9 protein-coding genes are annotated in these 16,254 nt (G+C 33.5%); 2 read left to right on the top strand and 7 right to left on the bottom strand.

What is annotated here, in order from left to right:
- Positions 1 to 136: 136 nt before the first annotated feature.
- The 7 genes from U0033_RS16815 to U0033_RS16790 form a co-directional block, all read right to left on the bottom strand.
- A complete protein-coding gene (locus U0033_RS16815) occupies positions 137 to 2,833 on the bottom strand; it encodes a TonB-dependent receptor (RefSeq protein WP_072366452.1) in 2,697 nt (898 codons plus the stop codon).
- Between the two features lie 499 nt (positions 2,834 to 3,332).
- Positions 3,333 to 4,280 (bottom strand): hypothetical protein, encoded by a 948-nt coding sequence (locus tag U0033_RS16810; RefSeq protein ID WP_143150986.1) that lies wholly within the window; start codon positions 4,278 to 4,280, stop codon positions 3,333 to 3,335.
- Between the two features lie 775 nt (positions 4,281 to 5,055).
- A complete protein-coding gene (locus tag U0033_RS16805) occupies positions 5,056 to 5,871 on the bottom strand; it encodes an IS3 family transposase (RefSeq protein ID WP_407654208.1) in 816 nt (271 codons plus the stop codon).
- A gap of 26 nt (positions 5,872 to 5,897) precedes the next feature.
- Positions 5,898 to 6,182: a transposase gene (locus U0033_RS33335; protein WP_072366656.1), complete on the bottom strand. Its 285-nt coding sequence runs from the start codon at positions 6,180 to 6,182 to the stop codon at positions 5,898 to 5,900.
- 281 nt (positions 6,183 to 6,463) lie between these two features.
- Positions 6,464 to 7,273 carry a hypothetical protein gene (locus U0033_RS16800; RefSeq protein ID WP_326980834.1) on the bottom strand — a complete coding sequence of 270 codons (810 nt, stop codon included), beginning with the start codon at positions 7,271 to 7,273 and terminating at the stop codon, positions 6,464 to 6,466.
- A gap of 1,439 nt (positions 7,274 to 8,712) precedes the next feature.
- Positions 8,713 to 8,973, bottom strand: a complete 261-nt coding sequence (locus U0033_RS16795) for a hypothetical protein (RefSeq protein ID WP_143151014.1) — start codon at positions 8,971 to 8,973, stop codon at positions 8,713 to 8,715.
- Positions 8,974 to 9,618: 645 nt separating this feature from the next.
- Positions 9,619 to 9,873 (bottom strand): hypothetical protein, encoded by a 255-nt coding sequence (locus tag U0033_RS16790; protein WP_143151013.1) that lies wholly within the window; start codon positions 9,871 to 9,873, stop codon positions 9,619 to 9,621.
- A gap of 1,085 nt (positions 9,874 to 10,958) precedes the next feature.
- On the opposite strand from U0033_RS16790, the gene U0033_RS16785 reads away from it, so the two are divergent.
- Positions 10,959 to 13,322: a glycoside hydrolase family 2 protein gene (locus U0033_RS16785; RefSeq protein WP_326980833.1), complete on the top strand. Its 2,364-nt coding sequence runs from the start codon at positions 10,959 to 10,961 to the stop codon at positions 13,320 to 13,322.
- Between the two features lie 297 nt (positions 13,323 to 13,619).
- On the top strand, positions 13,620 to 15,104 hold the full coding sequence (locus tag U0033_RS16780) for a hypothetical protein (RefSeq protein ID WP_143151012.1): 1,485 nt from the start codon (positions 13,620 to 13,622) through the stop codon (positions 15,102 to 15,104).
- Positions 15,105 to 16,254: the final 1,150 nt, after the last annotated feature.

Here is a 16,254-nt window from a genome sequence, read left to right as displayed (position 1 = left end):
GGGTTAATTCAAATAACAGTCCTTGGAGTTAAGAATATTCTTGGTTATACAAATAAAGAAAATGTGGCTGAATTGTAATGTCAGTATTAAAATAATAAGAGCAGCTGTAGATAAGTTAATAGAAATACAAATGTATTTATCCTTCTTTTTCTTTTCTAGCGGGATATTTTTTAAAATACCATGTAAAACTTAACATTAAATATGGTTTCAATACTGTCTGTCTTACGTCTTCAATGAAATTATCTCCTGTATTACGGGTAACGCTTACATTTTGATGCAATAGATCATATCCATATATCTTAATCAATCCTTGTTTTTGTTTGAATAGGCTTTTAGCAATGTAGCCATTTAATAATGGAATATTGGTATTATAACCTGCTGCCCGGCCTCTATTCATAATATAGCGAAATTCATTACCTAACATGAATCCTGCAGGTAAATAAATAATAGAAGTAAAAAATAGATTGTAAGTAAGGTAGTTGGAATTACTTGTAGATAAAGCTCCGTAATGGTTACCACTATAGGTAACTTGAAGTACTGAAGTAAATTCCATGAGTGATTGGTAGCTATAATAAAAATTAGCTGATTGGTTCAAACTGATAATATGAGTATATGATTTAATATTATCATTACCAATGACGGTGAACGTAATGTCTTTATTATAAGATATACCGGACGATAGATCCAGTATAGAATGCATAGATTTAATAGGAAGGGTGTTAGTCACAATGCCACTTAAACTCATTGCCCCATTTGCATTGATTGGTATAGTGTACTGATGACCAGTACTGTCATACCGGTTGACATTCACAATCTTGTTTCTTATGAATTCAGTACTGAGGTTCATGAAAAGCCCACGGAATGTAACACTGTTTATGGCATTATAGTCCACATTAAAGCTATGTCGAAATCCAGGCTTGAGATCCGGATTCCCTTTCTGGATTAGCAATGAATTAGCAAGGTTAGGTAAGGGTTGTAACTGCTGGACAGTAGGAGAAATAGTACTTCCATTATACGCAAAATGAATTTTTTTTTCCTTAGATAAAAATATATTCAATTTGGCAGCTGGGAATAGATTGATGAAATTTTTATGGAACGACGGAGCGTTACTGTTTTCATTTTTACTACTATTCATCTGGATATTTATACCCAAGGTATAATCGTAAACATTTTTATTAGTTGCAATGTTGACTCCTGCTGATTGAATGCCTGAGTAAATTTTGGAGCTATTGCTAAGGCTATCATTGGAATGATTGTATTTCCCGGAAATGGAATCGATATCGAAAGTTTTATTTGTAATGTTATTGTGTCCATTATTCCAGGAGTAGAATAATTGTAAAAATCGATGTTCTGATAAAGGTTGCGTATAACTTAGCCGTAAATTGATATTGTTATTTGTAGTATTATTCCTCAATAATCTATTATAACTAGCTATTGAATCCAGGAGCAATAAGTAATCCCTGGTTTGAAAGGTATTATTGCCAGAAGTTTGAGAATGTGTAGCTGAGAAATCGGCACTAAATGTCTGTCCTTTCTTTTTGAATTGTTTTCTAAAAAGTCCGTGAACGGAAACCCCCGATGTGGACTGCCTACTCGTATTTAGTGCTTGTCCGGAAATGCTTGTGTCTTTGTTCTTATTCAGGGATTCGTACTTATTATTTTGGAGATTATCAGCCTTGTTAAAGGTAAATTCAGGTGCAATTAATAATGATTGTGAGTTATCTATTCTATAATCTAATCGTGTACGAATCGCATGATTAACACTGTGATTGGTAGAATTATTTTGTTGGTTGTAATACCAGCTTGTGTCAGGAAGGAAGGTCTGCCTGAAATTATAAGTATTATTTTGAGAATGATTATCTAAAGCTTCATAACTGGCATCCAACTTTATTCTCTTTTTGTCATCCATATTATAATTGACAGCTCCAGACCAGGAATTGGCCAGACCATTTCCTGGTTGCATACCAGCATGGGTGTTGCCAGGGTTGAAGTCCTGATCATTTAAATTATTGCCATTAGCTACGGTGGATAGACGATTCTGTTCATTGAAATTATTTACATTGCTATTAATAGCATAGCGGTCACTGGTACCATAACCGGCAGATGTAGTAGCGATAGTACCGCGTCGCCGGTTTTTTTTGAGGGTGATATTAATGATTTTTTCATGAATACCGTCATCGAAACCGGTAAATTGTGCCTGGTCAGATTTAGCATCGATCAATTGAATTTTGTCAATGATTTCAGCAGGTAGGTTTTGGGTAGTGAGGGAAGTATTATTGCCAAAGAAAGGCTTACCATCCACAAGGATTCTATTCACAATTTCCCCCTGAGCAGTAATTTTTCCACTGGGATCAATAAATACACCCGGTACCCGTTTCAGTAACTCCTCGACTACCGCATTCGGTCTGGTTTTGATGGAATTAGCGTTAAATTCTAAAGTGTCTTTTTTGATGGTAATCGGAGGGATTGATTGTTTGACCTCAATAGTATTGAGAGTAATAACATTATTTTTGATTAATATTTTACCGAGGTTAGCGATATCTTTGGATAGGCGTAAAGCTACATGATAAGCCTTATATCCTGTAAGGGATATATATAGCTGATAATTGTCCATAGGAATGTCTACAAAACGAAATCCCCCTTCCTTGTCAGAAAATGAAGTAGCAATCGCTTTATTATCTTTTAGTATATACACAGCAGCATTCTGCACTGGCTTACCTGTAGTAGAATCAGCTATTATGCCTTTCAGTGTCTGTTTTTGTGCCAGGGATAATAAGGGAGATAGTAGCAAACATAAGATTAATTGAAAGATCCTTTGAGGGATTTTCATCATTGTTAAGACCTGTTTATTTCGTAGCTAATTGCACAGAGGAATTAGCTGTAACATAAAAAGATGATATTTTTTTGATAAGTAGGTGAATTTTACATTTGAAATTCAATTAACTAAGCAGAAGATTATACCCTCAAAAATAGTATTTATAGATCATGATGGAAATGAGATGGAATGGTATATAAATATTACTTGATTACTACAAATAGGAGTCAGTTCAGAAATAGATATATCTGGCCATGCATTCATGACTTTAGATAAGTTAAATGTCCAGAAATTGATAAAGATGTTGACGGAGATAGAGAAAGAAATGAAAGAATAAGATTGTGTAAAATAAGGAAACGGCAATAGATTTCTGTTGCCGTTTCCTTCTTTATACATTGAGCGAATTAATATGGTAGATGACTTATAGCCTGAGGAGTAACTAATAGTTCGTTTTAGATTAAAACATTGCAAGTATTTTTCACAAGCATTTTTATTTATTGTTTAATTGAGTGCTCAGCTAACTACATTTCTTAAATTTTAGTGTTTTTATTTGATCGCTAAAAAAATGAGCCATAGTTATTCCAAGCCCCAATTCCAAAAATATTATAAAAACTTCATATCTTATTGCACTGGTGTGTATTAATATTACAAATAAGAAATTTGTTAGACAGATAATATTTAATATTGAAATTATTAAAGTTTTATCTCTGGAGAGATTTCTATTCGAACCTCCAAATAGAAAGCATAATAGTATCAATAAATAGAATAGATGAATGTAGTAAAAAATTGTGGGAAATGGGTTTAACAAGTCATATCGTAGCTTCATATATTTACCACGGATATTTAGTTTGGATAAATTAAGTGTAGTCTTAGCTATTTCCCCATGTCGATCAGGCCAAAGTGAAAAAGGTTCATAGTTGTTTGTCAAATTCTCTGAAAAAGGATATAAATAGGACAATAAATCAGGGTAAATTATATATTTAAGGTATGCTAATGGATATTTTCTTATCATATAATATCCATAATCCTTAAAGAAAGGACCTAAGGGAGCCATATTTTCCACTTCGAAATTTTCCCATTCATTATTCTTAAAATTATCATTCTTTATATAATGCATGTATTCCATTAATGGTGCATCCACTTTAACAATAAACCAACTTCCTAAGGTTGGATCACTATCTACATTTTTCAGATCAAAGAAATCATTTTTATTCTCATTGAAGTAATTCCTTGCCAGAGAATCCAGGACTTTAAATTTTTCTGAAGTATTAGTCGGATATTTTTTATATACATTATGATATATGTATAGCGCATTACTGGCTAATTTCCATCCGGAAATATATGAGTATTGTTTGATGCCGGTTATTTTTTCGAATTCCGATTTGGTATATTGAATGAAAGTGTATGGTAATAATATCGATAGTAGTATTGCTACTAATTTAAGTCTGGTGGTAAGCGATGACAATAATATTGTAAGTATATTGATTATTGGATAGTATATAGCATTATAGCGAAAAATAAATGCGAAAAATAAAGTTATGGCATTAAAAAAGATTACATACTTATTGCAACCTTTAATGATCCAAATTAATTGTGAATACCAAAAGATAGTAAAGGCTATGAATAAAGGATCTGATAGAATATGATTGCTAGTAAAAATGAAAATAGGATTGATAAACAAACATAAGAATAGTAGTATTGAAAAGATTTTTCTTAATGCAAACGTTATCTTAATGGTAAGAAAGAATATTATTAAAGATATTTGCAGTGTGAAAAATTGTATGCTAACTATTAAATTGGTTGAATTGGAAAGAGAGCTTATTATATGTATAAACTTTGGATATCCTATCGGCCAATTAGAAACGGTACTGTTTTTTGAAGCAATCTCTAAATATAGATAAGAGTCATAAGTAAGGAATGGATATGGATAACAGTGCTTGAATAATATCCATCCGATTATGCTGATTAGCAATGAAAGTATTAAATATATTCTATTACACTTGAGTAGTTGTAGTATAGATATGCTGTCCTGATCTTTAGCTCCTGATAACAAATCGTTCATTGAATTATAGATTTTATATTCAGTTGTTCTGAAATTTATATTAACTGTATTTTTTACTATTCCAGTATGGTGGTCCCCAGTCTTAGGACCGGTAATCGTTCCTTTTAAGCTTTTAAGTGTTAAATGATTTACTGGGCTTTGCCCTGTGAATCATTTGGCACAAGCCCCCGGCAGGGGATTATGCGGCTTTGGCCATATAGGCTTCTATTGGGGTTGAATAATCCAATGATTGATGCACACGCGTACGATTATAAAAATTAAAATATTCTTTCAGGCCCTGATAGAGCGAAAGACCATCTTCGTGTACGTTCAGGTAAATGTGCTCATATTTAACACTCCTCCACAGTCGTTCGATCCATATATTATCCAGTGCCCGACCTTTCCCGTCCATGCTTATTTTGATTTCATGTTCTTTTAGCAGACCGGTAAACACTTCGCTGGTGAACTGACTGCCCTGATCTGTATTAAATATTTCCGGCTTACCGTGTTTCAAAATTGCAACATCTGCAATATCTCTGCACCACTCTGCATTCATGGTATTACTTATGCCCCAGTTGACTACGTAGCGGGTATGTACATCAATAATGGCGCATAAATACATGAAGCCCTTTTTCATCGGAATATATGTAATGTCGCAACACCAAACCTGGTTAGCTTTATTGATATCGATGCCTTTGAGCAGGTAAGGATATATTTTGTGAGATTTATCCGGCTTACTGGTGTTGGGTTCCTGGAATAGTGTGTTCCAGTTTACCAATTTCATCAGACGTCTTATTCTCTTTCTGTTAATATTATACCCTTTTAGACGCAATAAAGCCATCAATCGACGTTCCCCATAGAAAGGTGTCAGAAAGTATTGCGCGTCAAGAATGCGCATTATTTCCAGGTTCTCGCTTGTCTCCGATACAGGAACATAATACAAACCACTCCTGTGCAGCTTTAAAAGCTCGCATTGACGGCGAATACTAAGGTATGGATGATTTGGTTCAAGCATGGAACGACGGATGGATAATGACCTGGTTACAATTTTTTTTTCAGGAAGTCATTCTCAACTTTAAGCTGACCTATCTGTGCATACAATTTCTCCAGTTGATCAGCTTGTTGTTCCTGTTGTTTGTTTCCAGATTCTGAATCAAACGCACTAGCAAGTTTGGCTGCCGCCTCTCGTTTCCATGTATTGATTTGTGTGGGATGCAAATCATACTTCTTAGCTAGTTCTTCAACTGTACTACGCTCTTTTAAGGCTTCCATGACTACTTTCGCCTTGAAGTCTCCAGTGAATTTTCTTCTGCTTTGCTTTGTCATTATTTTGGCAATTTAAGATGTTTTTTACAATCTTAATTACCGGTCCAAATTTCGGGTACCATTATACAGATTAATAGCATAATTATTAGACTTATTAATAAATGTTTCTTTGTGCTTACCAGATAGAATTGTTTTGCTGAAATAATTACTCTGTACATTAACGCATTTTATGCTTAGTAATCATGATATTCCAATATCTTCTGGTCTCAATAGGTGGGGTACTTAAGGATAAACTAACTGGCATAATATCAGTATCATTAGTCTTGTCGCGATAAATACAGCTAGGCATCAGTTTTTTTTAATTGTATAATTATGCATCCTAATAATATGTAGGAAAAGCATGTGAAAATCCAGATTGAGAAAATTTGAAACCGCAATGATATTAATGTTGAAAAGACTTCAAAAGCGAAATTTATTAACCCAAAAAAAGATAGAAATAGAAGTACATCTAGTTTGATGGGATAATAACGGTAGCATTTTAACCAAACGTATATTATGATGAATAGTAGTATTTGAATATTTATTATGGCTGACCATATTGAATATAAAGGAAGTATAGTGTAAACAGGATTTTTAACTTTATATGATAATATATTGCTCTTATAGTGAAACCAATTTTTTATGTAATCAGGAACTTCGTTTAGTCCTGAATTATAACTTTCCAGAAATTCAACTGGAGGTAAGCTATATCGCTTAACATTTGCAAAGAGGTAATATCTTGAAAATTGTATAGGGTAATTTTTTATAATCCACCATCCATAATCCTTGAAAATGGGTGCAAAAAAAGCCCACTTTCCTAGGTCTTTCAGCTTAGATCCTGGCTGAATACTTTTTTTTGCATAAGCTCTAAGTGGGCTGGTAGATATCCACATAAAATGAAAATATGTTTCGCCCTGTTCCATTAAATGGCCAGGATTATTTTGAGTGCTATCAAAGTAATCTCTTACCTGTAGGTCTAAATTCTCTAATTCGCGAGGAGGAGTTTTATGTTGCTCATTTGAAACGTAGCGATAAGCATATAAAGCATTATTGGCTAATAGCCAACCTGAAAATGGAGAGAAAATATGTTTTTGACATATTTGATAGTACAAGTTTTGAGTAAAAAAAATAAAACTTCCGATTAATGCGGCGCAGCACAATAAACTATTTAATTTAAGAATTAGAGAGCTTTTAGATATAATAAAGGCAAATAATGAAATAATAGGATAGAATAAGGCGAAATATCTTACAGTAAAAGCTAAGAATAATATTATAGCATGAAAAAAATGAATGGCAATAGAAGGTTTATGTATTACCCAAAGAAGAAGGCTAAACCATGTAATACTTAGGCTGATGAACAATATGTCACTTGATATGGTATTAGATAGATATAGATGGAGGGGATTGAATACCATAAAAGCAAATAATAAGATTCTGATTATCCAGGGAGGATTATAAAAATGGAACATTGAGAATATTAAAAATAGCGTACTCGATTGAAGTAATAGATATTGAATAATAACAAGAAAATAGTCTGAATATGTTATCCTGTGTATTAAATTCAAGAAGACAGAATACCCAATTGGATAGATGGCAATTTTGGAATTGTTTATTGCATTTAGAATATATGCATAGGAATCTCCATAAATGTAACTTGCGAAAGGATAGTAATACTTGAAAATTAATATTTGGACGACTGAGGCTAAAATTGCTATAATAAGGAGATAATTTATGGTAGAGGAAAAAGTGACAGAATCATTTGGAACATAAATTGATTTTTTTAATTTATTTGTAATGGTAATCATATTTAATTTTTGATTTGTGGATTCAGCTACTTTTGACTCATCAGAAATGGTTTGTGTAATTAAGATATTCAATAATGAATTTTGATGCTTGAGAGATACGGAATATATATTATACTACAATTGCATTTAACAAGAGATTATAAGGATCTCTTAAGAGAAGTAAAACTGCACCTGATGATATAGCTACTGGATTTGCTCCCAATATTTTAAAAATTTGAATCCAATGCTAGTTTTTCAACCAGTGTATGAACAAGGATTAGTTGAATCGAGTTTTGTGCTGATTTGAGGGTTATATACGGCGTACCTAATCGTATATCTGCAGAGCACGTGTTGAGTAATTGTTCTAATAAGTGTTGGCATCAATTGCAGACATAACATTCATTCGAAGAAGATAATTCGAGATATTTTACAAGATATTTTGACTTTCCGGTAAGGATCCGCAAGTTCATGTATTCCCTTAATACAATAGAGAATTTTAACAGAATGTTTCAATGATAGTAAGAAAATTCAATTTACCCAGTGATGCTTTTGCTCAAATTACAAGATTCTCTACCTATTACGGATATCGAAAAGAAATGGAGCACGCCCTCCCATTACTTGGTGGTTATGCTCCATCAACTTACTTCTATTTTTGAAAATAAATGTTGGATTTGATTAATTGAATTTTTGTTTTTAAAATATATTTTATAATCTATAAATAAAAAGAAATCATATGAATATATATTGATTAAAATCGAAAATTTTAGTTACAAAGATTGTATAACTTTTATCTCATGATATGTTACATTTACGCCAGGAATTGTGCATATTAAAGTGTTTCCGGAGGACATTGCACTGTACCTTTCAACTAATATAGGTGCATAAGTTATACCACCAGGTGAAGGGATGCCAACAGTTGTGTAGCAAAAAAGTGCACCACTAAATCTGTGTTGAGCTTTAAATGCTAATGTGCCTACTAATAAGCTTATTAAACCTATAGCTGTTAGAATAATATTTGATCTTTTCATGGTATTAAGTTTTTTTTGAAAAGGATAGATTTGTAGTATTAATATTTATCTAAATTGATATTAGTTACCCTAATGAAGATTATTTTCCCCTTTATAATAATAAAATAGCGATAGATTTTAACAAGAAAATGGAAATATTTTAAATATTATATTTTTCTGGAATAACAATATCGAATCCGATTTAGGTGCTTTTTTATTGCAAATGAACCTATGTATGTTGTGGAAATGTTTGAATTAAGACGATAATACTTGATTAAAGGGAATAATTATTTTGAAAATAAATCAGCAGTTTAGTTAATTATAAAAAGGTCAAGTTTTATAAATATTACAATGCTAAAATAAATAGTTTGGTACTCCTTGAAATAGGGCTAATTATTTCTAGTTTAGAAATTAATAACAGTGCCTATTTCAATAAACAAAATGTTCTTACCATTCATGATAATACTCTCAAAATCGTCTATGCATAGCCATCGGGATATTAAGCCTTATACTCACCCCATAAAATCCAGCGCCTTAATTTTGTTCGCTTTAACTCCTGCTACATCCAAATAATCATTCGTTTAAGGTATTCATTCTGGTTTTCGATTAATACTTTTGGTTTAACGAGTCATATAATTCTATGTTTTAATTAAAGTTGATTTTTAGTTATAAGGCTGCTGTAACTCGTAATGGATGGTAGAAAACATTTGCTCCTGGAACGGTACAGAATAATGTTCCGTGTGGGTTTACTGTTGTATACCGTGTAACTAATATCGGAGTGAAAGAATTATCAATCCCAGTTCCAATAGTAGTATAACAAAAAAGGGTACCACCAAATCTGTGTTGAGATTTAAACGCTAATGTACCGCCAATAATGCTTAATAAACCAATAACACTGAGAATAATATTTACTTTTTTCATGGTATTAGATGCTTTTTTGAAAAAAGCTAAAATTATATTGTTAATATCTGCCTGAAATAAAAGTAGTCAACTAAACCGCAGGGTAATAGATTTTGTTAACTTTTATTGCGATAAGTTCTTATTTTAACAGTAGAAGAGAAATAATTAACAAGACAATGTCTTAATTGAAATGTTGGAATCTATTTTAATGCTTTCACATTGTAAATGTATCTATTTTATTTTGCGAGCATTTAGGATTGGAATAATAAAACTTGCTTAACTTGGATTTTGTCATATTTTAATAAATTTAGAATTTATTAAACTTTTTATAATCTGCTGGTTGTTTGCAAGTATTATCCAGTATATGTAGGTCCAGGGAGAAAAACATGAAGATTAACCTCGTTTTTATAGTTTAAGAATGGTAAAGCCGCTCTAGAAAATAGGTACATGGTTAATAATTCATTCAGATCAATAAATTCAAAATGGTAATAATCATCGAACTGAGCTTTAAATTCGTAAATATTTAGAGTTCTATCAAGTAGCATTAATTATTGTCTAAGAGAAAGTCTTAATTTACACATAACCTTACTAAATTTCAGTTGCTCTTCCGGATGTTTTATATTATTCTTGTCTAAATCATAATAATCTCTAATAATTTTATTTAATTCATAAAATTCGGATAGAACATCGTTAACCTCAATGTTATCAACTATTTACCTGGCTCATTGTTGTTGAAATTTTGCAAGTTGCTTTTGGCTTGTATAATAAAGATCGTGGTATGTTCAATAATAAAAAGATAGACTTCTTATAAAGAAGGAAAAGGAGACAGCAACACCAAAGTGTTACCGCTCCTTTTTACGTTGAGCATTTGGGGGATCTGTATGCTTTTAATGGATCACAGGGCTGGGGCTAAAATATTTTCTTTCTTATTGCGATAGTGAGCAAAGCGTAATATAAAAAATGAGTATTCTTCCAGAATGTTAGAATTTCCCTCTTTTTGCAACTATATAATTAATAATACTGGCTTGGTAACATTAAATGTGAATTGCCAACCCGATATATTTATTTACTAAATTATTTAAGATCCCAAACTTGACAAGCAGTTTATGAAAAGCTTATTTTCAATTGTGGCTTTTAGTTCCCTCTTCATCTTCCATGCAGAGGCGCAGGATGTATACAAAATGCAACCGGTAACCATTCAGACCCGATGGGCAAAAGAAGTATCACCCAACAATGCATTAAAGGAATACCCCCGCCCGCAGATGGTAAGAGACAAATGGCAGAACCTGAATGGTCTCTGGGAGTATGCTATTACACCTAAGAATGGAAGCATACCTGATACCTGGGAAGGTAAGATCCTGGTGCCTTATCCGATAGAATCAGCATTGTCTGGTGTGAAGAAATCATTGCAGCCAGACCAATTACTCTGGTATAGGAAAACGATTGCAAAACCGGAAGGTGAGAAAGTATTACTACATTTTGGTGCTGTAGATTTTCAGGCGACTATATTTGTAAATGGGAAAGAAGTAGGTCGCCATAGTGGAGGGTATGAGGCTTTTACGCTGGATATTACAAATGTACTTAAGACGGGGGATAATGTTTTGGTTGTAAAAGTATATGATCCAACAGATGAAGGTATTGGACCTCATGGTAAGCAAGTCCTGCATCCTGCCAGTATTTATTATACATCCTCTTCTGGCATTTGGCAGACGGTATGGCTAGAGTCAGTGCCGAAGACTTATATTGAAGGATTGGTTCTGACACCGGATATTGACAAAGGGGTGCTGGAAGTAAAGGTAAATGCTCCTGCAGGAAATGCAGTGGAGGTCACTGCGCTCGATAGAGGAAATGTTGTGGGCAAAGTGAAAGGAAAGGCAGGGATAGTATTCTCAATACCTGTGAAAGATGCGAAGTTGTGGTCGCCAGAAAATCCCTTTTTGTATGATTTGGTGGTTAAGATGAAGGGGGATGAAGTGAAGAGTTATTTTGGAATGAGGAAGATTTCTCTGGGCAAGGATGAGAAGGGGGTGACAAGGATCTTCCTAAACAACAAACCTTACTTTAACCTGGGAACCTTGGATCAGGGTTTTTGGCCAGATGGTTTGTATACAGCTCCTACGGATGAGGCACTGAAATTCGATATTGAGGCTATCAAGGCAATGGGTTTTAATACAATTCATAAACATATACAAATAGATCCAGCCCGATGGTATTATCATGCAGATAAGATTGGTATGCTGGTTTGGCAGGATTTTGTAAATCCTAATCAGAGTTTGCCGGAAGGCGCAAAGCCTGAGTTTGAGAAAGAAAGTAAGGAGATTCTGGAGCAGTTACATAATGCCCCAAGTATTGTGACCTGGGTGCTATTTAATGAGCAGTGGGGCAGTTATGATCAGGAGAGACTTACGAAATGGGTGAAACAAACAGATCCAGGCCGCTTGGTAAATGGGCATACAGGTGAATATATTTTTATTAATGGAGATGAGATTAAGTCAGGAAAAGATAATTGGGTAGCAAGTGATATCGTAGATGTTCACTCCTATCCTAATCCAATGAATGCGCCGGCACAAAATGAAATGGTAAGAGTAGTAGGAGAGTTTGGTGGTATTGGCGTATTTATCCCTGATCATCAATGGAATCCCATAAATGCCTGGGGCTATATACAGGAAAAGCCAGCAGCTTTGGAGAGTAAGTTTGCAATCATGGCTCAACACCTGAGATTGCTTCATCAGGATGGCTTAAGTGCTTCTATTTATACACAGCCTTTTGATGTAGAAGGAGAGCAAAACGGATTGATGACCTATGATAGAGAAGTAGTGAAGATTCCCTTTGATAAACTGAGAAAGATTCATGCCCCCCTTAATCCTTCTATAGGTACTATTCCCACTGTAGTAGCGCAAAATGCTGATTTAACGGAGCCTGCAGAATTGTATTCAAGGATGTTGGAAGTGTATATAAATGGGAAGAGAGATCATGACTTCCTCCTGAAGTTGGCTATGACAGCGAAGCAGGTTGGTGACCTGCCAGGAGCTGATATGGCGGGGAATGCTTATATCGCTGGCTTGAGTGGTCCATTGACGGAGGATGATATTAGAATTGTAGGACAATTTGCCAGGAGCTCAAAAGATGCGGGCTATATTATTATGAGTCAACATTCGGAGCAGTTTAAGAAGGTATTAGGAGAAAGGCAGTACCAGGTGAATATGATGAACATGGTCTATAAAGGTGTGATGGAGCCGATGATGAAGCAACATAAAGATTGGAAGGAGATAGAATCCGTGATGAAGGAACATGGTGCCCCTGGAGATGAAATGTTTTTGAGAATGAAGACAGTTGTCGCATTGAATGCAAAAGACTGGGCGATGTATGTGCCTGCAGCTACTGCATACCTGAATAAGTATGGTGATTATATTAAAGGTGATGAAAAAAGTATGTTCCAAAATGCATTAGATCAGGCAAAGAAAAATTAAGGTATTCGTTCGTCGTTTTATATAGGGCAGGTCTCTGAAATGAGGCCTGCTTTTATTCATACCACATGTGTAAATAACTAAATACTGCTTGTACTCCCTTCCTTATTATAAAATTGCTACTTTTCAATATATAACGCTAATTGGTTTGTAGGTAAAGGGAAGTTAGGAAAATCCATGTATCCAAAGTTTAATATTGATCGAGGTTGTAAATTGATAATAGTAGTTCATACAGTCATTTAAATCTATAACTATGATATAGACGTGGCTGCATTAATGTATTATCTAACGTCTCTTGGTATGTCTAATCCTCTCATTGATAACAATTTCCCGGCATCAACGTCCTTAAAGGATTATATATTGAAATTTCCGGAAAATAGATTCTATCTGATAATTTCGGTAATTGTTATTGTTTTACAGTTAATAATTTATAAATATTTATATCCCTATGCTAATTTTTTAATTGGAGATTCATATTGCTATATAAAAGAAGCCTTCGATAATGCTCAAATTGCTAACTATCCTATTGGATACCCTATGTTTCTGAGATTCTTTAGCGCATTAACAGTTTCAGACACATGCCTGGTTGTTTTCCAGTATTTCCTGGTGCAGGGTGCTGCAATATCTCTGTTATATACGTTATTTTATTTTTTTAATCCACATAAATATTTGAAGCGACTTTTAATAATTATGACGCTTTTTAACCCCTTGCTTTTTGTTATTGCAAATACAGTTTCCAGTGATAATCTTTTTTTGTCTTTAAGTGTGATTTGGATTAACCTATTAATCTGGATTATATATAGGCCAACTAAGACGGTTATATTTTGGCATGCAATTATTTTGTTTTTTTTATTGACGGTACGTTTTAATGCTTTGTTTTATCCTTTCATTAGTTTATTTGCTTTTTTTCAATCAAAAGAACAATTAAGGTTAAAGATCGTAGGAGTTTTCTTATTTTCTTCTCTCATGCTAAGTTTTGTGATCTATAACCGCGAGAAGTATTTTGAGATTAGTGGGAAGAGACAGTTTTCTGTTTTTTCAGGGTGGCAAATGGCCAATAACGGATTATATGCATATAGGCATGTACCTGTTGAATCTCGGGTAAAAGTTCCGAATAAATTTGATAAGCTGGATGCTATGGTAAGAAACTATTTTTATTATGCAAACAAAGATTCTAATAATAGAATAGACAATGGAAAGGCTACATATGATTACATGTTTATGCAGGAATCTCCTTTATGGATTTATTGCCTGCAACAGACTACTCTGAAAGAAGGCGAGTCTGATCTAAAAACAGGAGCCGTCGTGGGGCCTCTTTATGCTGAATACGGGGCCTGGCTTATTCTCCACTATCCGGTACAATTTATTGAATATGTCATTTGGCCTAATGTAAAGAAATGGTTTATACCACCAATGGAAATGATTGATAGTTATAATGGCGGCGCTATCAATGTGCCGGAGCTTATTGCTCAATGGTTTAAATATAAATCGGTCATGCTAACAACAAGAGTGAAAGATCCATATATTTTTGAAGGTATTATCAGGTTGTACCCTCTATGGGCATGCGTTGTTTATATAATTTTTCTATTGTCTGTTTTATATTACTTTATTTTTAAATGGAGAAACAATCCTTCTAATTTGAACAGGGTGGTGATGTTTATAACTTTTTTCTGGATAATTAATTTTTGCTTTAATGTGTTTGCATCCCCAATTCAAATGCGGCATGTATTGTTTCCGGTTCAAATGAGCAATGTTTTCTCTTTTTTAATTATAGGGGTATTATGATTACCAGATAAGTCTAAATTATTTAGTATGATTATTATTTGGATATGCCTGTTTTGTTAATAATTATTTACTTAATTTTATCAGATTCTGATAAATAGTAATTTTTCATTTTTTATAATGTGGTGGCCATTTCGCAATAATGTCGTTCAATATATATCAGGTTGATCTCAATGTCAATTTGAGAATAGATGTTATCAATAGAGTGATATCTTAAGTTGTTACCCTCAACCTCTTCTTCATAGCAAAGAAGTTTCTGAGTGTTCATGAATAGCTGGCCTAATTTAACCATCGCCATATTCTTATACTAGTTTTGAGAGCTTCGTATCTGATACTCATTTCGTCCTACTTCCTTTTCTGCCAGGTTTCTTATATCCAAGCGTTTTCGATGGAGATTACATATTTATTAGAATTCATATCCAGTGAAAAGTTTGAGAAAATCCGATCTATTAAATACAGGCTATACTAAGCCTTTTTGATATTTCTCATAAAAATGTCTATTCCTTATTCGCGGGTAATTTTTAACCCCAAAAAAGCCCTAGCCAGGCAGATGGTGGTAGAGTCCATATTAAAATGAAAGAATACTTTCTTGCTTTTGCTTGGTATTCTTTTAATCCGGCAAATTGTTTGGTATTACGGATAGCAATTCGATTTGGAATCGAAACTGATAGTAGTTTAATATTAGCGTGGGTTAGAGTTTGGTATCCCTACACAAAAATATTCATATATTTATCAGTTATTTTTAGTTGAATATTTACTATTCAACCCTATTGTTCAGGAATGTCCGGCCAAACAATGCCATCGTAAATAACCTCTTCATCATCTACGTCAAAATTTTGATTCTAATTTTATCAATATTGTGACAATAAGCTAATCTTCATTATTAGTTTTTCTTGCCTCGGAGAATTTCCCCCATTAAATAAATAACAAAGATTGGCATCAGCCGTCATCTTTGGCAAAATTTATAGACCCTCTTTCAGAATTGGAACTATGAAGTTCTATTTCTGAAATATGTATCAACAGCAAGTAATTTGACTATGCCTTTTAATATCCAAATTTCTAATTTGTTATAGCTAAATTATAATTTATCCTGCTCATTCTGATTTTATCAAGCATTAGATTTTAAGCAGATTCTGGACGCGAATCCACTTGT

The organism is Chitinophaga sancti (assembly GCF_034424315.1).
Classification (GTDB): domain Bacteria; phylum Bacteroidota; class Bacteroidia; order Chitinophagales; family Chitinophagaceae; genus Chitinophaga; species Chitinophaga sancti.
The sequence above is the reverse complement of the archived record's forward strand: the minus strand, read 5'-3'. Positions and strand labels throughout refer to the sequence as shown.